General features: G+C 72.2%; 19 protein-coding genes, 1 tRNA gene and 1 pseudogene. 7 read left to right on the top strand and 14 right to left on the bottom strand.

Annotated elements, in window-relative coordinates; genetic code table 11:
• Positions 1-53 precede the first annotated feature (53 nt).
• Both IF00_RS0102140 and IF00_RS0102135 read left to right on the top strand, forming a co-directional pair.
• The gene (locus IF00_RS0102140) at positions 54-305 is read left to right on the top strand and encodes a hypothetical protein (protein ID WP_037637397.1); all 252 of its coding nucleotides are present in this window, start codon (positions 54-56) and stop codon (positions 303-305) included.
• Positions 306-390: 85 nt separating this feature from the next.
• Positions 391-2,505 (top strand): MDR family MFS transporter, encoded by a 2,115-nt coding sequence (locus IF00_RS0102135; protein ID WP_030313570.1) that lies wholly within the window; start codon positions 391-393, stop codon positions 2,503-2,505.
• A gap of 66 nt (positions 2,506-2,571) precedes the next feature.
• Here the strand turns inward: IF00_RS0102135 and IF00_RS0102130 are convergent, their stop codons facing one another.
• Positions 2,572-3,021 (bottom strand): YchJ family protein, encoded by a 450-nt coding sequence (locus tag IF00_RS0102130; RefSeq protein WP_030313569.1) that lies wholly within the window; start codon positions 3,019-3,021, stop codon positions 2,572-2,574.
• 193 nt (positions 3,022-3,214) lie between these two features.
• Between IF00_RS0102130 and IF00_RS0102125 the strand changes: the two genes are divergently transcribed.
• Positions 3,215-4,558, top strand: a complete 1,344-nt coding sequence (locus IF00_RS0102125) for a 6-phospho-beta-glucosidase (protein ID WP_030313566.1) — start codon at positions 3,215-3,217, stop codon at positions 4,556-4,558.
• Positions 4,559-4,649: 91 nt separating this feature from the next.
• Complete coding sequence (locus IF00_RS0102120) at positions 4,650-6,536, top strand: M64 family metallopeptidase (protein WP_030313564.1); 1,887 nt, start codon at positions 4,650-4,652, stop codon at positions 6,534-6,536.
• Positions 6,537-6,612: 76 nt separating this feature from the next.
• On the opposite strand, the gene IF00_RS0102115 is transcribed toward IF00_RS0102120, so the two are convergent.
• From IF00_RS0102115 to IF00_RS0102105, 3 genes are all read right to left on the bottom strand, one after another.
• Positions 6,613-7,431 carry an SAM-dependent methyltransferase gene (locus tag IF00_RS0102115; RefSeq protein ID WP_030313559.1) on the bottom strand — a complete coding sequence of 273 codons (819 nt, stop codon included), beginning with the start codon at positions 7,429-7,431 and terminating at the stop codon, positions 6,613-6,615.
• A gap of 74 nt (positions 7,432-7,505) precedes the next feature.
• Positions 7,506-7,742 carry a DUF397 domain-containing protein gene (locus IF00_RS0102110; protein ID WP_015037566.1) on the bottom strand — a complete coding sequence of 79 codons (237 nt, stop codon included), beginning with the start codon at positions 7,740-7,742 and terminating at the stop codon, positions 7,506-7,508.
• Positions 7,743-8,618: a helix-turn-helix domain-containing protein gene (locus IF00_RS0102105; protein WP_030313556.1), complete on the bottom strand. Its 876-nt coding sequence runs from the start codon at positions 8,616-8,618 to the stop codon at positions 7,743-7,745.
• Positions 8,619-8,867: 249 nt separating this feature from the next.
• Here IF00_RS0102105 and IF00_RS0102100 point away from each other — a divergent pair, with 249 nt between their 5' ends.
• The 3 genes from IF00_RS0102100 (at position 8,868) to IF00_RS0102090 (ending at position 10,646) form a co-directional block, all read left to right on the top strand.
• Complete coding sequence (locus tag IF00_RS0102100) at positions 8,868-9,320, top strand: ATP-binding protein (RefSeq protein ID WP_245234405.1); 453 nt, start codon at positions 8,868-8,870, stop codon at positions 9,318-9,320.
• Between the two features lie 5 nt (positions 9,321-9,325).
• On the top strand, positions 9,326-9,820 hold the full coding sequence (locus IF00_RS0102095) for a hypothetical protein (protein WP_245234404.1): 495 nt from the start codon (positions 9,326-9,328) through the stop codon (positions 9,818-9,820).
• A gap of 115 nt (positions 9,821-9,935) precedes the next feature.
• Entirely contained in the window at positions 9,936-10,646 is a 711-nt protein-coding gene (locus IF00_RS0102090) for a class I SAM-dependent methyltransferase (protein WP_030313549.1), read from the top strand.
• Positions 10,647-10,655: 9 nt separating this feature from the next.
• Here the strand turns inward: IF00_RS0102090 and IF00_RS0102085 are convergent, their stop codons facing one another.
• The 10 genes and pseudogenes from IF00_RS0102085 to IF00_RS46705 all read right to left on the bottom strand — a co-directional run.
• On the bottom strand, positions 10,656-11,042 hold the full coding sequence (locus tag IF00_RS0102085) for a hypothetical protein (protein ID WP_030313545.1): 387 nt from the start codon (positions 11,040-11,042) through the stop codon (positions 10,656-10,658).
• A 45-nt stretch (positions 11,043-11,087) separates the two neighbouring features.
• A complete protein-coding gene (locus IF00_RS0102080) occupies positions 11,088-11,453 on the bottom strand; it encodes a zinc ribbon domain-containing protein YjdM (protein WP_030313543.1) in 366 nt (121 codons plus the stop codon).
• Between the two features lie 101 nt (positions 11,454-11,554).
• Positions 11,555-11,642, bottom strand: a tRNA-Leu gene (locus IF00_RS0102075).
• A gap of 242 nt (positions 11,643-11,884) precedes the next feature.
• On the bottom strand, positions 11,885-12,943 hold the full coding sequence (locus tag IF00_RS0102070; RefSeq protein ID WP_030313541.1) for a sugar phosphate isomerase/epimerase family protein: 1,059 nt from the start codon (positions 12,941-12,943) through the stop codon (positions 11,885-11,887).
• A 125-nt stretch (positions 12,944-13,068) separates the two neighbouring features.
• Positions 13,069-14,502 (bottom strand): alkaline phosphatase family protein, encoded by a 1,434-nt coding sequence (locus tag IF00_RS0102065; RefSeq protein ID WP_030313539.1) that lies wholly within the window; start codon positions 14,500-14,502, stop codon positions 13,069-13,071.
• On the bottom strand, positions 14,499-15,791 hold the full coding sequence (gene eboE, locus IF00_RS0102060) for a metabolite traffic protein EboE (protein WP_030313536.1): 1,293 nt from the start codon (positions 15,789-15,791) through the stop codon (positions 14,499-14,501). The genes IF00_RS0102065 and eboE overlap by 4 nt, the downstream gene beginning before the upstream one ends.
• A 9-nt stretch (positions 15,792-15,800) precedes the next feature.
• Positions 15,801-16,649 carry a TatD family hydrolase gene (locus IF00_RS0102055; protein WP_030313529.1) on the bottom strand — a complete coding sequence of 283 codons (849 nt, stop codon included), beginning with the start codon at positions 16,647-16,649 and terminating at the stop codon, positions 15,801-15,803.
• A complete protein-coding gene (locus tag IF00_RS0102050) occupies positions 16,649-17,209 on the bottom strand; it encodes an EboA domain-containing protein (protein WP_030313527.1) in 561 nt (186 codons plus the stop codon). The genes IF00_RS0102055 and IF00_RS0102050 overlap by 1 nt, the downstream gene beginning before the upstream one ends.
• Complete coding sequence (locus IF00_RS0102045) at positions 17,203-18,168, bottom strand: sugar phosphate isomerase/epimerase family protein (protein ID WP_245234403.1); 966 nt, start codon at positions 18,166-18,168, stop codon at positions 17,203-17,205. Before IF00_RS0102045 ends, IF00_RS0102050 begins: the two co-directional genes overlap by 7 nt.
• A pseudogene (locus tag IF00_RS46705) lies at positions 18,165-18,504 on the bottom strand (SCO3242 family prenyltransferase); the annotation flags it as partial. The gene IF00_RS0102045 and the pseudogene IF00_RS46705, both read right to left, overlap by 4 nt.

Here is an 18,504-nt window from a genome sequence, read left to right as displayed (position 1 = left end):
CGTATGGAGGGCAGACCCTTCCGTACGCTTCCCGGACCCACTAGGACTGACCCGTGATCACCTCGCCCTCGCGCCTCGTACCCGTCCCGATCCCCGACCGTGTGGCCGCGCTGATCGGCTCCTGCCTGCCGCTGCACGTCCTCCAGGCCGAGATCGACGCGGACTGCGCCGCGCGCGAGGTGTACAGCTTCCGGGGACCGCTCTGCGCGGAGGACCGGGCGGACCGGGAGAACGCCCTCGCCGCGCTCGCCCGGGCCAACAAGATCCTCGCCAAGCACCACCCGAAGCTGCCGGTCACGCCCTGACGGGGCCGACCGGACACTCCTCGCCGGTCCGCCGTTCGGCCGTCCCCCGCATGCACCCGGTCGGGGCCGATGTGACGCTGCGAGAGTGACCACGACCAGCGACGCAGCGCCCGCGCCCCCGGCCGCCACCGAGCCACCCGTGCTCGACCGCCGCCGCCGCAACATCGTCTTCGGCACGATCATGCTGGGTGTCCTCCTCGCCGCGCTCGACCAGACGATCGTCGGCACCGCCCTGCCCACGATCGTCTCGGACCTCGGCGGCGCCGCCCACATGTCGTGGGTGGTCACCTCGTACCTGCTCGCCGAGACGGTCGCGACCGCCCTCGTCGGCAAGTTCGGCGATCTCTTCGGCCGCAAGGTGATCTTCCAGATCTCGGCGATCGTCTTCATCACCGGCTCGTTCCTCTGCGGACTCGCCACCAACATGACGCTGCTGATCGTCTGGCGCGGCCTGCAGGGTGTGGGCGCGGGCGGCCTGATGGTCACCTCGATGGCGCTCATCGCCGATGTGATCCCGCTGCGCGAACGCGGCAAGTACCAGGGTGCGATCGGGGCCGTGTTCGGGGTCTCCACCGTCATCGGCCCACTGCTCGGCGGTCTGTTCACCGACCACCTCAGCTGGCGCTGGGCGTTCTACGTCAACGTTCCCATCGCCATCCTCGTCGTGATCGCCGCCGCCCGCACGATCCCCTCCGTACGCTCGGCGAGCAAGCCGGTCATCGACTACGCGGGCATCGCGCTGGTCGCCGCCGGAGCCAGCGCCCTGATCCTGGCGACCAGTTGGGGCGGCAACGAGTACGCCTGGACGTCTCCCGTGATCATCGGGCTGTTCGTCGGCGGTGTCATCGCGCTCGGGCTGTTCTGCTGGGTGGAGACCCGCGCGGCGGAACCCATGCTGCCCATGCGGCTGTTCGGCAATCCGGTCTTCACCGTCTGCTCCGTGCTGAGCTTCGTCGTCGGCTTCGCCATGCTCGGTGCGATGACGTTCCTGCCGACGTACCTCCAGTACGTGGACGGGGACTCGGCGACCGTCTCCGGCATCCGTACGCTCCCGATGGTCATCGGTCTGCTCATCGCGTCCATCTTCAGCGGCAACGTGGTCAGCAAGACGGGCCACTACCGGACCTTCCCGATCGTGGGTTGTCTGGTGATGGGCCTCGGGCTCTATCTCCTGTCGCTGATGGAACCGGGGACCGACACCTGGCTCGCGTCGCTGTACATGTTCGTGCTCGGCGTCGGCATCGGACTGTGCATGCAGGTCCTCACCATCGCCGTGCAGAACACCGTCGACTACGCCGACCTCGGCACCGCCACCTCCGGCGTCACCTTCTTCCGCACGCTCGGCAGCTCCTTCGGCACCGCCGTCTTCGGCACGATCTACGTCAACTCCCTCACCCCCAACCTCCGGGCCGGGGTCGCGGAGGCCTCGGCCGTCGCCGGGAGCCAGGGCCTGGACCCGGCGGGCGTCGCGCAGGCGGCGCAGAGCCCGGACGGCGTGCACGGCCTGCCGGACCAGGTCGCGGAACCCATCGTCAACGCCTACGCCGACACCCTCCACACCGTCTTCCTCTGGACGGTGCCGGTCGCCGCCGTCGGCTTCGTCGTCGCGCTCTTCCTCAAGCAGGTGACGCTCCGCGACTCTGCGCGCGCCGCCGCGCCCGACATGGGCGAGGGCTTCTCGGCGCCCACCTCGTCGGGCGACTCCGCGCAGCACCTGGAACTGGTCGTGGGCCGCATCATGCGCCGGATCGACCTCGCCACCGCCCGGCGGATCCTCGACGTCTCCGACACACGGCTCGACACGGCCGGGGCATGGGCGGTGATGCAGGTCGAGCTCTACACACGGACGGTCGGCCACGCGAGCCTGGGACTGATCTCGGCGGGGCGGCGGGTCCCGCCCGAGGTGCTGCTGCCGGTCTTCGACCGGATGGTCGACGAGGGGTTCCTGACCCGCGACGGCCATCTGCTCTCCCACACCCCGGCCGGCAAGCGCGAGGCGGACGTCATCACGCACGCGTGGGGCGACTGGCTGTCCGACCGCGTCGAGCAGGAGAGCGGTCGGCCGAGCGGCCCCGAACTGCGGGTGGCGACGGACGCCATCGCCAAGAGGGTCGTGGCCGAGGACCTCGCGAACGGCCTCCCCGACCGGTCGCTCGGCATGGACGACGGGCGTGCCCTGAGCAGGACCACCGGCGCCTGACCCGGGACCGCTCAGGGTCACCCCGGGCCCCCGCGGCCCGCCGGCTCCGCGCTCCCCGGCTATGCGCTACTCGCCGACGTCGCCGTCCACGTACACCCAGGCGCCCTCGTGACGGGCGAAGCGGCTCCGCTCGTGCAGGGCGCCGGGCTCACCGCCGTGGACGTAGCGCGCGGTGAAGGTGACGGTGCCGTGCTGGTGGAAGGCGGTGCCGTCGGTGGCCGCCTCGATCTCCAGGCCGGTCCAGCGCATCCCCGGGTCGAAGTCGACCTCACCGGGCCGGGTCTCCGGCGCCCAGCTGCGCAGCAGATAGGCCTCGTCTCGGACGACGAAGGCGCTGTAACGGGAGCGCATGAGCAGCTCGGCGGTGGGCGCGCTGCCGCCCGTCCCCGTGTGGAACCGGCCGCAGCACGCGCCGTACGCGGCGTCGAGACCGCACGGACAGGGTGACTCCGCGGTCACGGCGGGCTCGGCCGGGCGGGCGGGGGACGTACGGGGGCGGGTCTTGCGTCGGGACATGCCGTCATTGTCCCCCACCGGGTGCGCGGTACCGGTGCGCCCGCCGGGGGCGAGTGGCGGGGCGCGCGGCCGGGGAGCAGGCGGCGGAGGGGGCGCCCCCGGCGCAGGGGCGGGCGCCCGGCATGTGGACGGCCGCGTGGACGCCGGGGCGGGATCCCGCTGCTCGGGGGAGGCGTCCGAGTAGCGTACGAGCATGAAACTGACGATTCTCGGAGGCGGCGGGTTCCGGGTGCCGCTGGTGTACGGCGCTCTCCTCGGCGACCACGCCGAGGGGCGGGTCACCCACGTCACCCTGTACGACCTGGACGAGGGGCGGCTCTCGGCCATCGCCAGGGTCCTGGCCGAACAGGGCGAGGGAGTGCCGGACGCGCCCGGTGTCACGGCGACGACGGATCTGGACGAGGCGCTGCGCGGGGCCGACTTCGTGTTCTCCGCGATCCGGGTCGGCGGTCTGGAGGGCAGGGCCGCGGACGAGCGGATCGCGCTCGCGGAGGGGGTGCTCGGCCAGGAGACGGTGGGCGCCGGCGGCATCGCCTACGGGCTGCGGACCGTGCCCGTCGCGGTGCACATCGCGCGCCGGATCGCCGAACTCGCCCCGGACGCCTGGGTCATCAACTTCACCAACCCGGCGGGCCTGGTCACGGAGGCGATGTCCCGGATCCTCGGCGACCGGGTCGTCGGCATCTGCGACTCCCCCGTCGGACTCGGCCGCCGGGTCGCCCTCATCCTGGGCGCCGACCCGGACAGGGCCTGGATCGACTACGTGGGCCTCAACCACCTCGGCTGGCTGCGGGGGTTGCGGATCGACGGGCGGGACGAGCTGCCGCGGCTGCTCGCCGACGAGGAGGCACTCGGCTCCTTCGAGGAGGGCAGGCTCTTCGGCCCGGAGTGGCTGCGTTCCCTGGGCGCGATCCCCAACGAGTACCTGCACTACTACTACTTCAACCGGGAGGCCGTGTCGGCCTACCGGTCGGCCGAGCGGACGCGCGGCGCCTATCTCCGCGACCAACAGGACGCCTTCTACCAGGAGATGGGGAAGCCCGACACTCCGGCCCTCGCGGCCTGGCACCGTACGCTCGCCGACCGGGAGGCCACCTACATGGCCGCCAACCGGGAGGCCGCCGGGATCGGGGAGCGCGACGAGGAGGACCTGGAGTCGGGCGGCTACGAGAAGGTGGCGCTGGCCCTCATGCGGGCCATCGCACGGGGCGAGCGGGCCACGCTGATCCTCAACGTCCGCAACGGCACGACCCTCGCCGCGCTCGACGCCGACGCGGTGATCGAGGTCCCCTGCTTCGTCGACGCGAACGGCGCCCACCCGGTGTCGGTGTCCCCGCTGCCGTACCACGCGGTCGGCCTGGTGACGGCCGTGAAGGCGGTGGAGCGGGAGGTCCTCGCGGCGGCGGAGAGCGGTTCGCGGGCGACCGCCGTCAAGGCCTTCGCCCTCCATCCGCTGGTCGACTCGGTGACCGTCGCCCGCCGCCTGGTGGAGGGCTACACGGCGGAGCACGCGGGTCTTGCGTACCTACGGCACTGAAGCGGCGGCGGACACCGACGAAACCGTCGTGAAGGCATACGACTGACGAACAACTTTACGAGAACAGGGGTGCGGCCTAGGCTCGCGCCCCATGACCTCACAGCGCACGGGAGTTCGACGAGAGGTGGCCCGCGTCGTCGCGGTCTGCCTGCTGGCCGCCGGTCTGGTGGGAACCGCACCCGCGGCGGCCGGGACGCCGACGCCCGGTGACGGTCCGGCCGTCGTCCCCGTACAGACCACCGGGCCCGCGGACCGGCGGTTCAACCTGGTGTTCATGGGCGACGGCTACACCGCGGCGGAGATGCCGGCGTTCCGCGCCGACCTCGACCGGCACCTGAACACCCTGTGGAGCATCGAGCCCTTCGCCTCCTACCGCTCGTACATCAACGTCTGGGCGGTGGAGGCCCCTTCGGCCGAGTCGGGTGTGGACTGCGACCCCGGCCTGGACGCCCCCGCCCGTGACACGGCGCTCGACATGGGGTTCTGGGGCGGCTGCAACGCGAACAGCGTGCAGCGGCTGCTGACCGTCGACAGCCGGAAGGCCGCCGCGCTCGCCGACCTCGTCCCGGGCACGAGCGGCGCCAACCGGCAGATCGTCGCCCTCGCCCACAGCTCCACCTACGGCGGCGCGGGCGGCGGTTACGCCACCGCCTCCGGCGGCAACGCGCTCTCGTCCCTCATCACCCCGCACGAGATAGGCCATTCGCTCGGCGGCCTCCAGGACGAGTACGACTACTACGCGCGCGGAGTGCCGGGCGAGACGTACTCCGGCCCGGAGCCCTCCTCCACCCACCACACCCTCCTGACCGAGCCCCAGATGCGGGAGCAGCGGGCCAAATGGTGGCGGTGGCTCGGCGAGGAGAGCGAGTCGGGCGGCGTCATCGGCCGCCACGAGGGCGGCATGTACAGCACGAAGGGCGTCTGGCGCCCGAGCCGCCACTCGCTGATGAAGACCCTCGGCTACGCCTTCGACCAGGTGGAGCGCGAGGTGATGGTCCGGGCGATCTCCGCCAAGGTGAACCTGGTCCAGGGCCACACACCCAACACCTCACCCGTCGGGGCGGACCGGACGGTGTGGGTCGACACCCTGCACCCGGTGGGCGGGGCGCTCGCCGTGACCTGGCGCCTGGACGGGCGGACGCTGCCCACCCGGGGCGCGCGCACCGTCGACCTGCGCGCCCTGCGCCTCTCCCCCGGGACGCACACGCTCACGGCGACCGTCACCGACCCGACGCCCTTCGTCCGCGACCCGGCGGTCCGCGGCTCGGCGGCGCTCACCCGGACCGTCGGCTGGACGGTGGACCCGGCACTCACCACCGTGCGCGACGGAACCCCGGCCGCGTTCACCGGCCACACCCCCCTCGGGGCGCCCGTCGGCGCCCGGTCGGTCGTCCATGCCGACACCACCCACCCGGTGGACCGCACCCCGGCCGTACGCTGGCGACTTGACGGGCGCCCCGTCGCCACCGGCCCCAACGACCGGGACCTGGACCTGCGTTCAGTGCCGAAGACCGCGGGCACCCACACGCTGACGGCACGTATCGCGGGCACGGACGAGGAGTTGAGCTGGACCGTGGACGCCCGCCCGGCGACGGCCTCGTACGAACTCTCGGAACCCCTGCGCACGGTGGGGCGGCACGGCCGGCCCGTGGAGTACGTGTACGACGGACCGTTCACCATGCGGCTGACCGCACGGGACGACCAGGAGGGCGCGGTGGTCAGGCAGTTCCGGGTGGACGGCGACGGCTGGTACACGTACTACGGCTGGCCGACGGACGCGGACGCGCCGTTCCGCTTCTCGCCGGGCGGCACGGTGATCGACGACCTCGTGTACGGGAAGCTGGGCCGGAGCCGTGCGGTGCCCTGGGACGACGCGACCCCCGACTACGGCACCCACAGGATCGAGTACCGCACGATCGACGCGGCCGGCAACATCGGCGGGACCGGCGAATTCCTGGTGACGCTCGTGGAGCCGTAGCGGACGCCGGAGGAAGCCCGCAACGGGAGGAGGCCCCGCCGACATGTCGGCGGGGCCTCCTCCCGTACGGATCCGATCAGGGCTTGCGGGCCACCGCGGCCCAGCCCGGGATGGGCTCGTCGCCCGGCACCGGGACCGGCTCGCCCAGCTCCGGATGCCACTCGGCGGTGAGCGAGACCCCGGGTTCGACGAACTCGAGACCGTCGAAGAACGCGGCGAGCTCGTCGCGCGACCGCGGCCGCAGGGTCAGCCCGCGCGCCTTGTACATCGCGACCGCCTCCGCCGCGCCCTCGGGGTTGAAGTCCCCGGTGACATGGGAGAGGACCAGGTAGCTGCCCGGCGCGAGCTGGTCCACGAGCTTGCGGACCAGGTCGTACGCGTTGTCCTCGTCCCCCACGAAGTGCAGCAGGGCGAGCATCGACAGCGCGATGGGCTGATCGAAATCAAGGACCTTTCCGGCCCTTTCGAGGATGACCTCGGGCTCGCGGGCGTCCGCCTGGATGTACTCGGTGGCCCCTTCCGGGGTCGAGCGCAGCAGAGCGGCCGCGTGCGCGAGCACGATCGGGTCGTTGTCGCAGTAGACGATGCGGGACTCCGGCGCGGCCTCCTGCGCGATCTGGTGCAGGTTGGGCTCGGTCGGGATGCCCGTACCGATGTCGAGGTACTGGCGGACGCCATGGGCGCTGAGCCAGCGGATGGCGCGGTGCATGAAGGCCCGGTTGACGCGGGCCATGTCCCGGCCACGGGCGTCGACGGTGAGCAGCTGGCGTGCCATCGCCTCGTCGACCGGGTAATTGTCCTTGCCGCCCAGGAACCAGTCGTACATGCGCGCCGGATGCGGCGTGCTGGTGTCGATCCGTATCTCACTCCGCGGGGATGCGGGGTCCTGGGTCATCGGCGCTCCTGGTCGGGATGAACGAGTGGCACTACAACAAGAGTTACGCGACGGTAGGGGTGGGACGGAAGGGGTCAGGTGAGCAGAAAGTCAGCCTGACCGGATTTGGCCCCCTGGATGAAAGCTGCGATCTCTCCGTGGGTGTAGATGAGCGCTGGTCCTTCAGGGTCTGCGGACTGTCGCACGGCGACCCTGCCGTCGGCCAGCTTCATGGCCTCCACGCAGTTGCCCCCGTTCCCGCCGCTCCACGGCTTGTGCCAGCCCTCGGCACCGAGCTCAGCGGCGGGCATGCCGTTGTATATGCGATCCATTCACAGCTCCTTGCGGAGATTCCGGAGAATCTCCTTCGTGCGTTGTGCAGTCGCGGCCTGCGCCGCCATGCGGTCCATGACCTCCAGGTGGGATGCCACCTCGGGGCGCGCGTCGAGATAGACGGCACCGGTCAGGTACTCGCTGTAGACCATGTCCGGCAGTTCGGGCATGGCGAAGCGGAAGAGGACGAACGGTCCGTAGGTGCCGGGGTGGTGGCCGGACGCGAACTCCGCGATCTGCAGGGTGACGTTCGGCAGCTCCGACGCTTCGAGCAGCCGGTCGAGCTGGTCGCGCATCACTTCGGGCCCGGCGCCGACCGGTCGGCGGAACACCGTCTCGTCCATGATCACCCAGAACTTCGGGGCGTCCTCCCTGGTCAACAGGGACTGGCGCTCCATCCGTAGGGCTACATGCCGCTCGGCGTCCTCGTCCTTGCCGGCATCACTGCCGCCACCGACCGCCCCGCTGCGCAGAATGGCGCGGGCGTAGTCCTCGGTCTGGAGCAGACCGGGGACGAACTGGGGCTCGTAGGCCCGGATGAGGCTGGCCGCCCCTTCCAGGCTGACGTACATGGAGAACCAGCCGGGCAGCACATCGTGGAACCGCTGCCACCAGCCGGGGAGATTGGCCTCCTCCGCGAGGGCGATGAACCCCTCGGCCTCGGAGTCCGTGATCCCGTACTCCCTCAACAGGAGCTGCACGTACGGAATCTTCAGCGCGACTTCGGCGGTCTCCATCCGCCGGACGGTGGCCGGGGCCACCCGGAGGATCTTCGCGGCCTCTTCCCTCTTCAGGCCGGCCCGCTCCCGCAGATCCTGCAGGCGCCTGCCGAGAACGACCTGTCCCACCGTGGGGGCGGACCGCGGCTCGCTCACTCTCAGACCTCCCCGACGCACTGTTTCGACGAGTGTGCCACGAAGCCGGGCCAGAGAGAACACAGCACTCTGGAATTTTCAGAGTGCCACTTGCCAAGTGTCCGACTCAGGAGGACAGTGTTCCGGTGTGAACCAGTACACGCTGCCGCCGTGCGCCACCGCGCCACGGCGACAGCGCCGTACGGCACTCCTGCCCCTTGTTGTGAGGAACCGGTCGTGGCTTCTGGTAACGCGCAGCCTTCAGGTCTCATGAGTCCCCGAGTCATGGCCCAGCGCCCGCAGCCCCAGACCGATACCGATGGTGTCCGCCGCTTCGCCTACGAGCTCCCCGCCCGCACGTCGTCGGTCGCGCGCGCCCGCCGGCTCGCGGAGGAACGGCTCATCCTCTGGGGCTGCGACCCCACCATCCGCGACACGGTGGCCCTGGTCGTCTCCGAACTCGTCACCAACGCCGTGGTGCACACCGCCAGCGACCGCTTCATATGCGAGCTCCGCGAGGGCGAGGACACGCTCCGGATAGCCGTGCGTGACGAGGGCGGCCCGGCGGACCCGCGGATACGCGACTGCGGCGAGGACGAACGCGGCCGCGGACTCCTCATCGTCGACGCACTGTGCACCGCCTGGGGCGCCGAGCGCACCGGACACGGAACGGCCCAGGTCGTCTGGGCGGAACTGGCCCACGGCATGGGGGAAACGTGCTGAGGTCGATGGCCACCCGCATGATCCCGCTGCTCCCCGGGACCCGCAGGTCCCTCTCCGGCGAACGCGTACCGGATCCCCGCCGCTCCGCCGAACTCCTCGGCACCCGAGGAGCCACCGGCTCCGCCCGCCCCCGCGAACTGGGCGCCACCCGCCTCGCCGTCCCCGTCGGACTCCACACCGGCCTCGGCTGCGACGCCGTCGGTGTCCCCGCCCGCTTCGGCTTCAAGATCCTCTCCCGCCTCCCCGCCAAGGGCTGCGTCTACGCCGACTCCGACTGGTGGTGGTGGCTGGTCCCGGCCGGCTCCGACCACGACGTCACCTGGCCGCTGCCCGCCTGCTACGCGCCTGGCGCCGAGATCCCGGACCGCCGGCCGCGCCTCATCCACCACCCCGACGGCACCTCCCCCTACACGCCGCCGATCCCGCTCTACCTGCTGGTCTGCCAACTCACCGGCATCGCGCCGTCCTGGGCCGGACCGCCGGTGAGCAGCGCACTCTGACGCGGACGGCAGCACACGGCCACGCGCGGCGGCCACCCTCCGCGCACGTCCGGTGACCGGCACAAGATCGGACAATCCCCGCCCGCGCGGCCTCCGACCACATAGGCTCGGAGACATGTTCACCCCGCAGGGTCCCAGCCTCCGCGAGCTGACCGTCCAGGCCCTCTCCTCCGTCGAGCACGGCTACGACCTGCTCGCGGACAAGTTCGACGCGACGCCCTTCCGCACCTCCGAACACCTCCTGACCGCCGTCACCCAGACCCTGGAGACGCTCGGCCCCTTCGACTCCGGCCTCGACGTCTGCTGCGGCACCGGCGCCGGCCTGGGCGTCCTCCGCTCGGTGTGCGCGGGCCCGATCACCGGCGTCGACTTCAGTACGGGCATGCTGACCCGGGCCCGCGAGGCCCACCCCACGGCCGGCCTGGTCCGCGCCGACGCCCTGGCCCTGCCCTTCGCACCGGTCTTCGACCTGGCGGTCAGCTTCGGCGCCTTCGGCCATTTCCTGCCGCACGAGCAGCGCACCCTGTTCGCCCAGGTCCACGCCTCCCTGCGCCCCGGCGGCACGTTCGCCTTCCCCATCGGGGCCCCGCCCCCGGTCGGCTCCCCCCTCTACTGGATCCTGTGGGGCTTCGACGCCACGATGCGCGTCCGCAACGCGGTCTGGCGCCCACCGTTCGTCATGTACTACCGCACCTTCCGCCTCGGCGACGTCCGCGCCCGTCTGGAGGACACGGGCTTCGAGGTCACCTTCCTGTCCGTCGACACCCTGGGCACCCGCGAGGACGGAAGCCCGCGCTGCCGCCTGGTGGTGGCACGCAAGACATAGGGACCGCCGCTATCCGACGTCGCCGCTCCAGAAGAGGGCGGGCCGGCCGGGGCCGACCTTCACCTCGACGTCGAGGACCGGGTTCTCGGCCGGCGGCATGTCGAATCCGTAGCCGCCCACGGCCTTCCTTCCGGGCAGCAGGGTGCCCGGGAGCCCGAGTCCGAGGTGGGGCGGCGCGCCGTCGAACACCCGAGCACCCTCCCAGCCCTCACCGTCCCTGACCTGCACCACCACGGTCGCGAGGTCCAGCCCGCCCACCACCGCGACGAGAAGGACCCGCCGGCGGAGCGGCGGGGGATCCTGGGACGACGGGGTGCTCAGCGGACCGGACGGCGCTCCCGCAGGTGGTCTGCCGCCGTCCGACAGGGTCGGTCCGGGAGTCCGTCCTTCGACCATGGCGTGCCTCCGCCGCTCGCACGACGGCATGGGCCGCCGCGCGGTTCAGGCCTTCTTGACCACGCTGGACTTGAGCTGCATGGCGCCGAAGCCGTCGATCCTGCAGTCGATGTCGTGTCCGTCGACGCCGTCGACCAGGCGGATGTTGCGCACCTTCGTGCCCGCCTTGATCCCGGAGGGGTTGCCCTTGACCTTGAGGGCCTTGACGACGGTCACCGTGTCGCCGTCGTTCAGCACGTTGCCGACGGCGTCCTTGATCACGCGCTCCTCCGCCTCCGCACCTGCGGCGGCGCCAGCGCCGTCGGCGGCCGGCACCCACTCGTGTCCGCAGGCGGGGCACACCACCAGATTGTTCATCTCGTAGGTGTACTCGCCGGAGCACTGGGGGCACGGGGGAATGTTGTCGATCACTCCCCCAGGATAGGCGGGCGTTCCCGCTGCCGCCCCGGGCCGCCGGGGCGCCGCGCACCACGCAAAATGCCGGTCGATACGAGATCGACCGGCATTTCCGCTGGTGTCCGAGGGGGGACTTGAACCCCCACGCCCGATAAAGGGCACTAGCACCTCAAGCTAGCGCGTCTGCCATTCCGCCACCCGGACAAGGTGTCTGCCACTGCGGGGTTTCCCTCGCGGCGACAGATGTAACTCTACCAGGGGTTCCAGGCGGCTTTCACCAGCGTTTTCCGTGGTCAGTGGGGTGGAGCCACCCCACTGACCTTGATCGAGTCCCGATTCTCCCGACCGTCCGCACGGGGTGCTGCCACTCACTCACACAGAGTGCGGCGGCACGGCGTTCGGCGGCCCACAGGTCTCCGGTCGGGAGGCCGAGGCCCTCGGGCCGTTCAGTGGCCCTTCTCCCGCAGCGAGTGGAGGTGGGCGCTCGACTTGCGGGCGAAGGTCAGCGAGTCGACGGGGTTGTCGTGCTCGGCCTGCCAGTGGTGGGCGTTCCGGCCGTGGCGGGTGCGGTTGACCGCCGATATGAAGCGCCGGTAGTCGATGTCGCCGTCACCGACGTCCGTCATCCGGTAGCCGTAGGGGACGGCGGAGTCGTCCCGGTCACCGTCCTTCACATGGAAGAGCGGATAGCGGTGGGGCTGGTCGAGGACGTAGTCGAGCGGGTCGAACGGGGCGGGGGTGCCGTCCGGGCGGACTGAGTAGCGGTACTGGCCGACGTACGCCCAGAAGATGTCCATCTCCAGGTGCACCAGGTCGGGGTCGGTCTCGGCGAGGAGGACGTCGTAGAGGCGTACGTCGGGGCGGTCGCTTGCGAAGGAGAACTCCTCCGAGTGGTTGTGCTGGTAGAACTTCATGCCGCGCTTCCTCGCGGCGGCGCCGAACCGGTTGAACTCCTCGGCGCATCGCTTCCAGCCGTCGACGGTGGAGCCGTAGCGCCACGGCCCGGAGGCGGTGCCGATGTGGGGCAGGCCCAGGGCTGCCGCGTCGTCGAGGACGCGGTCGAGGTTCTGGGCGAAGGTGTACGCGCCGGGGTCGCTCGCGTAGTAGCCGACGTGGCTGCCGATCGGGCGCAGCCCGTGGTCGCGGGTGAGGCGCTTGAGCTGGGCGAGGCTGATGGGGCCGGCGGAGCCCTGGCTGTATCCGGCGTACTCGACCTCGTCGTAGCCGTACTTCTGCAGCTCGGCGAAGACGGCGGCGAAGCCGAGGGTCGCGACCTTGTCGCGCAGCGAGTAGAGCTGGATGCCGAGACGGCCGGGCGGCAGGACGGGGCGGCCGTGCCCCTGGCCGGGCGATGCGGTGGCCTCGGCCGCCGCGGCGGCGGGGGCCGCCGCCCCGAGCAGCGCGGCGGCGGTCGCGCCGGCGGCGACGCCCAGCATGTTCCGTCGGCTGAGCCTGTGGACGAGCTCGGGGTCGTTGGCGGCTTCGGTACGGCGCGTGCGACTCATCTGTGGATAACTCCTTGGCTGTCGGAAAGGCCTGCTTCACTGGATTCGGCTGGAGGGATCAGCGGGGCTCCGGAGGGACCGGAAGGATCCCGAGCGGTCGGAGGGACTCGGTCGACTGCGCGGGTTCAGGTCGGGGTCTCCGTGACCCCGGCCAGCCTGAGCAGCAGGTTCTTCACATCGGTGGCCGCGACGCGGCCGTCCAGGGCGCGGGGGGTGGAGCACAGGATGAGCGGACCTTCCGTGTCGCTCGCGGGGAGGCGGCCATGGCTGCCGCGAAGAGGCGAGGGGTCGAGAGGGACGACCGCGAGCCGGTACCGCATACCGAGCTTCTTGCGGGCGATCTCCCTGGCGGCCTTGATCCGCACGTAGGGGTCGAGCGGGTCCATGAGGAGTTCGGCGGGGTCGTAGCCGGGCTTGCGGTGGATCTCGACGAGCTGCGCGAAGTCGGGGGCCCGGGCGTCGTCGAGCCAGTAGTAGTACGTGAACCAGGCGTCGGGCTCCGCGAGGGCCACCAGCTCCCCCGAGCGCGGATGGTCGAGGCCGTGTTCCTTCTTGCCGTCGTCGTCGAGGAGCCGCTCCAGACCGGGAAGGTCGGCGAGGGCTTCCCGAACGGCCGGCAGGTCGGTGGGGCGCTTGACGTAGACGTGGGCGATCTGGTGGTCGGCGACGGCGAACGCCCGGGAGGTCATGGGGTCCAGGTACTCCATGCCGTCCTGGGTGTGGACCTCCAGGAGGCCGGCCCGCCGCAAGGCGCGGTTGATGTCGACGGGACGCTCGACCCGGGTGATGCCGTACTCGGAGAGGACCACGACCGTGCGGCCCTCGGCGCGCGCCTCCGCGAGGAGCGGTGCGAGGACGGTGTCGAGCGCGGCCGCGGCCCGGAAGGAGCGCGGGTCGTCGGGGCCGTAGCGCTGGAGGTCGTAGTCCAGGTGCGGGACGTAGCAGAGGGCGAGGTCGGGGCGCCGGGTGCGAAGGATGTGACGGGTGGCGTCGACGATCCAGCGGCTGGAGACGAGGTCGGCGCCGGGGCCCCAGAAGTGGAAGAGGGGGAAGGTGCCGAATTTCTCGGTGAGTTCGTCGTGCAGGGCCGGAGGCCGGGTGTAGCAGTCGGGTTCCTTGCGTCCGTCGGCGTAGTAGACGGGGCGGGGGGTCACGGTGATGTCGGTGTCGGCGCCCATCGCGTACCACCAGCAGATGTTGGCGACGGTGTAGTCGGGATGGGTGCGGCGGGCGGCGTCCCAGAGGCGGTCGCCGGAGACGAGGCCGTTGTGCTGGCGCCACAGCAGCACGTCGCCGAGGTCGCGGAAGTACCAGCCGTTGCCGACGATGCCGTGTTCGGCGGGGAGGGTGCCGGTGAGAAAGGTGGTCTGGGCGGTGCAGGTGACGGCGGGCAGGACGGTGGAGAGCGGGGCCTGGGAGCCGCCGCGGGCGAGGGCGGCCAGGTGCGGCATGTGCGGCAGGAGCCTTGGGGTGAGACCGACGACGTCGAGGACCAGAAGGGGGGTGGGTGCGGGTGTGGCGGTGGATGCGTGCGGGGCTGCGGGCGCGGGGTCGCTCATGGCAGTTCCTTGAGGCCGAGGTCGGTCAGCAGGTCGCGGGCCAGGGTCAGTTCGGCGGCGATGCCGTCGGCGAGCCGGGCCCTGGTGCGGGGGCGGCTCTCGGGAGGAAGGGCCTGCCATGTGTACGTCTCGACCTCCAGGTGGTGGGTGCGCGGGTGCGGGCCGCCGACGAGGAGGGCGAGAGTGTCCCGGAGGACGGGGAGCGTGGAGCCGAGCGGTGGGGCGGGGGGAGCGTGCAGGGGGACGTGGAAGTGGGCGCGCCAGGGGGTCGCGTCGGGGAGACCGTGGGCGGTCGTGGCGTGGTGGTCGGAGGGGGCGAGCGCCTCGGGGAGGTCGTCGGTGCCTCGGAGGCCGGCGGCGGTTCGGGTGCGGGTCTGGTGGAGGAAACGGGGCTCGGCGAACGCGGCGAGCGCCGCCCTGACCTCGGGGAGGTGCGGGTGCTCGGCGTGGAGCGCGGCGGAGAGCTGCGCCTTGGGCACCGGGATGCCGGCGGCGGCGAGCGCGTCCAGGGCGGTGCGCGGGTCCTCGAAGGAGGTCGCGAGATGGCAGGTGTCGAGGCAGACGCCGATTCGGGTCGATCCGGCGCTCGGAGCGGAGCTCGGGTTCGGTACGGGGCTCGGGTTCGGTATGGGGCTCGGGTTCGGTGCGGGGCTCGGCTTCGGGGCGTGGCTCGGCTTCGGGGCGGTGGTGAGCGCGGCGACGGCGTCGGCGACGGTCTCGACGATGCAGCCGGGTTCCGGTTCGAGCCCGATCCGGATGCTCCGCCCGGTGAGTTCCTCCAGCGCGTCGAGCCGCCCGGCGAGCGTCGTCAGGGCGCCGTGCGCGGTGGCGGCGGCCTCGGCGTCGAACGCGGTGCGCCAGGCGAGGGGCAGGGTGGAGATGGAGCCTTCGATGACGTCCTCGGGAAGCAGCGCGGCGAGGAGCCGGGCGAGGTCGGTGGTGTGGGCGAGACGATCGGGGTGGGTCCAGTCGGGCTGGTAGACGCGGTATTTGACCTCGTCGGCGCCGAACCCCTCGTACGGAAAGCCGTTCAGGGTGACCACTTCGAGGCCTCGGCGGTCGAGTTCGGCGCGCAGGGCGCGAAGCGAGGCCGGGTCGGTGGTCAGGGAGCGGGCGGCGTCCCGGGCGAGCCAGAGGCCGATGCCGAGGCGGTCACGGCCGAGGCGTCGGCGGACCGGCTCACAGTGATCGCGGAGCTGGGCGAGGACGCCGTCGAGGGTCTCGGCCGGGTGCACGTTGGTGCAGTAGGCGAGGTGGACGGTGGAGCCGTCGGGGTGCCGGAAGCGCATGGGGACTCCTCATTCCCCGCCGCGGAGAACGGAGTTGCCCTCGTGCAGGTCCGGAGGGCTGGGGAGGTCGAGGTGGAGACGTCCGCTGAGCCCGTAGAAGGCGACGGGGTTGCGCCAGAGGACCTGGTCGACGTCGTCGTCCGTGAAGCCGGCGTCGAGCATCGCCCGGGCGACGGCGCGGGTCTTGAGGGGGTCGCTGCGGCCCCAGTCGGCGGCCGAGTTCACCAGAACGCGGTCGGTGCCGTACTCCTTGAGGATCGCGACCGTCCGGTCCTCGTCCATCTTGGTGTCGGGATAGACGGAGAAGCCGAGCCAGGAGCCGCTGTCGGCGGCCTCCTTGACGGTCGTCTCGTTGAGGTGGTCGAGGAGGACGCGGTCCGGGGCGAGCGCGGACTCGCGCACGACGTCGACAGTACGGCGCAGGCCGGTGACCTTGTCGCGGTGCGGGGTGTGGACGAGCGCCGGCAGGCCGTGGTCGGCGGCGAGCTGGAGCTGGGCGGCGAGCGCGGTGTCCTCGGCGGGTGTCAGGGAGTCGTAGCCGATCTCGCCGACGGCCACGACACCGTCCTTCGCGAGATACCGGGGCAGGTCGTCGAGGACGGGCACACAGCGGGGGTCGTTGGCCTCCTTCGGGTTGAGGGCGAGGGCGCAGTGGTGGGCGATGCCGTGCTGGGCCGCGCGGAAGGGCTCCCAGCCGAGGAGGGAGTCGAAGTAGTCGTGGAAGGAGGCGGGCGAGGTGCGCGGCTGGCCGAGCCAGAAGGACGGCTCGACGAGGGCGCGGACACCGGCGTCGTACATCGCCTGGTAGTCGTCCGTGGTGCGCGAGGTCATGTGGATGTGCGGGTCGAAGATGCGCATCAGGACTCCTCGGTGGGGGCGGTGAGGGCGAGGACGCGGGTCAGATCGGCGGGGACGTCGCGGCCGGCGGCGGTGCGTTCGGCGGCGTGGTCGACGAGCATCCGGGCGAGTTCGCCGTCACCGGCGGCGCGCTCGGCGAGTCCGGCGACTGCGGTGACGGGGACGTCGGTGAAGAGACATTTGAGGAGGGCGTGCCGCCAGGCGTGGGGGGTGAGATGAGCGGCTGCGTAGGGGCCGACGGCGGCGGCGATCAGGGTGGTGTCGTGGGTGCGGAGGGCGTCCTCGACGAGGGGCACGGCCTCGGGGCCAGCGACGAGGGCCGGGAGGGCCAGGAGGACCGCGCGGCGCTCGGTGGCGGCCCCGTGCCGGTAGAGACGGGTGAGGGTGTCGGAGTCGGCCCCGGCGGCCCGGAGGAGAAGGGTGCGGGCCTCGTCCGCGTGTTCCCGCCCGCAGTGCCGGCCGGCGGCGACGAAGCGCTCCTCCCACCCGGGGGCACGGGCCTCGGCCTCGGCGAGGGCGGAGTCCAGCCACGCGCGGGCGGCCGCGGCGACAGTCAGCATGTCGGGGCCTCCCGGCGCAGGAAGGAGAGGGAGGTGCGGGCGAGTTCGGGGCCGGCGTGGGAGTGGCGGGGCAGCTCGACGACGGTCAGCCCGGGGTAGCCGGCGGCGGTGAGTTCGGAGAGGGCGGCGAGCACCGGCGGGAAGTCGATCTCACCGTCGCCGAACGGCAGGTGCTCGTGCACACCGCGGCGCATGTCCTCGATCTGGATGTGATGCACCCAGGGTGCGGCTGCGCGCAGGCAGTCGGCGGGAGGGAGGGGTTCGAGGCACTGGCAGTGGCCGATGTCGAGGGTGAGGCCGAGGACGGCGGGCGGGGGGTCGCCGAGGAGTCCGCGCAGGTGGTGGAAGTCGTCGAGGGTGGCGAGGAGGTGGCCGGGTTCGGGTTCGACGGCCAGGGGGACGCGGGCGGCTTCCGCGGCCTCCAGGACAGGGGCGAGCGAGGAGGTGAGCCGTTTCCAGGCCTCGTCCGGTGGGGTGTCGGCCGGGAGGATGCCGCTGAAGCAGTGCACGGCGTGCGCGCCGAGGTCGGAGGCGACCCGAACGGCTCGCAGCAGGAGCCGGACCCGGGCGGCGCGGCCCTCGGGTTCCGGGTCGAGCAGGGACGGGCCGTGCTTGCGGCGCGGGTCGAGGACGTAGCGGGCACCGGTCTCGACGGTCACGCCGAGACCCGACTCGCCGAGGCGCCGGGCGACCCGGGCGGTGCGGGCGGCCAGGTCGGGGGCGAGGGGGTCGAGGTGCATGTGGTCGAGGGTCAGCCCGACGCCGTCGTAGCCGAGATCGGCGAGGAGCCCGAGGGCGTCGTCGAGTCGCAGATCGGTGAGGCCGTTGGTGCCGTAGCCCAGCCGCGGGCGGCCCGGGGAACGCGGAGAGGAGTGGGAGGAGGCAGGAGCCGCGATCGGCACGGCGGCCCCGGTGAGGGAAGGGGCCGGCCGACGGGAGGCGGGACGGGCGGTGCTCATGTGGGGCTCACCTTCCGGGCGAGGGCGCGCGCGGCCGGGACCAGGCCGAGCAGTGCGAGCGCGGTCCCCGGCGCTCCGGCGCGGGCGGCGAGCGCGGCCTGCAGCGGGATGGTGGCCCGGATCCCCCCACCGACGGCCCGCTCGGTGAGCGCCGCGGACGGGTTGAGCGCGGCGTGGAGGAGGAGGGTGGCCGGGGTACGGGCGTAGGCCAGGGCGAGGAGGGGGCCGAGACCGCGGGAAGGGTTGGGCCGGCCCGAGGAGGCGGGAAGGCGGGAGGGGCGGAGCCGACGGGGAGGGAGCGGCCGGCGGGAGGGGAGCGGCCAGGCGGACGGGAGG

Origin of the sequence: Streptomyces flavochromogenes, from assembly GCF_000717595.1 — a bacterium.
In the GTDB taxonomy this organism is placed as follows: Bacteria; Actinomycetota; Actinomycetes; order Streptomycetales; family Streptomycetaceae; genus Streptomyces; species Streptomyces flavochromogenes.
The sequence above is the reverse complement of the archived record's forward strand: the minus strand, read 5'-3'. Positions and strand labels throughout refer to the sequence as shown.

Coding starts and splice junctions, on each gene's coding strand:
- IF00_RS0102125 (WP_030313566.1), top strand. CDS start 3,215: ATGAAACTGACGATTCTCGGAGGCGGCGGGTTCCGGGTGCCGCTGGTG.
- eboE (WP_030313536.1), bottom strand. CDS start 15,791: ATGCGCTTCCGGCACCCCGACGGCTCCACCGTCCACCTCGCCTACTGC.
- IF00_RS0102115 (WP_030313559.1), bottom strand. CDS start 7,431: ATGACCCAGGACCCCGCATCCCCGCGGAGTGAGATACGGATCGACACC.
- IF00_RS0102070 (WP_030313541.1), bottom strand. CDS start 12,943: ATGAGTCGCACGCGCCGTACCGAAGCCGCCAACGACCCCGAGCTCGTC.
- IF00_RS0102050 (WP_030313527.1), bottom strand. CDS start 17,209: ATGCTGACTGTCGCCGCGGCCGCCCGCGCGTGGCTGGACTCCGCCCTC.
- IF00_RS0102095 (WP_245234404.1), top strand. CDS start 9,326: ATGGCCACCCGCATGATCCCGCTGCTCCCCGGGACCCGCAGGTCCCTC.
- IF00_RS0102085 (WP_030313545.1), bottom strand. CDS start 11,042: ATGGTCGAAGGACGGACTCCCGGACCGACCCTGTCGGACGGCGGCAGA.
- IF00_RS0102055 (WP_030313529.1), bottom strand. CDS start 16,649: ATGCGCATCTTCGACCCGCACATCCACATGACCTCGCGCACCACGGAC.
- IF00_RS0102045 (WP_245234403.1), bottom strand. CDS start 18,168: ATGAGCACCGCCCGTCCCGCCTCCCGTCGGCCGGCCCCTTCCCTCACC.
- IF00_RS0102065 (WP_030313539.1), bottom strand. CDS start 14,502: ATGAGCGACCCCGCGCCCGCAGCCCCGCACGCATCCACCGCCACACCC.
- IF00_RS0102130 (WP_030313569.1), bottom strand. CDS start 3,021: ATGTCCCGACGCAAGACCCGCCCCCGTACGTCCCCCGCCCGCCCGGCC.
- IF00_RS0102090 (WP_030313549.1), top strand. CDS start 9,936: ATGTTCACCCCGCAGGGTCCCAGCCTCCGCGAGCTGACCGTCCAGGCC.
- IF00_RS0102110 (WP_015037566.1), bottom strand. CDS start 7,742: ATGGATCGCATATACAACGGCATGCCCGCCGCTGAGCTCGGTGCCGAG.
- IF00_RS0102120 (WP_030313564.1), top strand. CDS start 4,650: ATGACCTCACAGCGCACGGGAGTTCGACGAGAGGTGGCCCGCGTCGTC.
- IF00_RS0102100 (WP_245234405.1), top strand. CDS start 8,868: ATGAGTCCCCGAGTCATGGCCCAGCGCCCGCAGCCCCAGACCGATACC.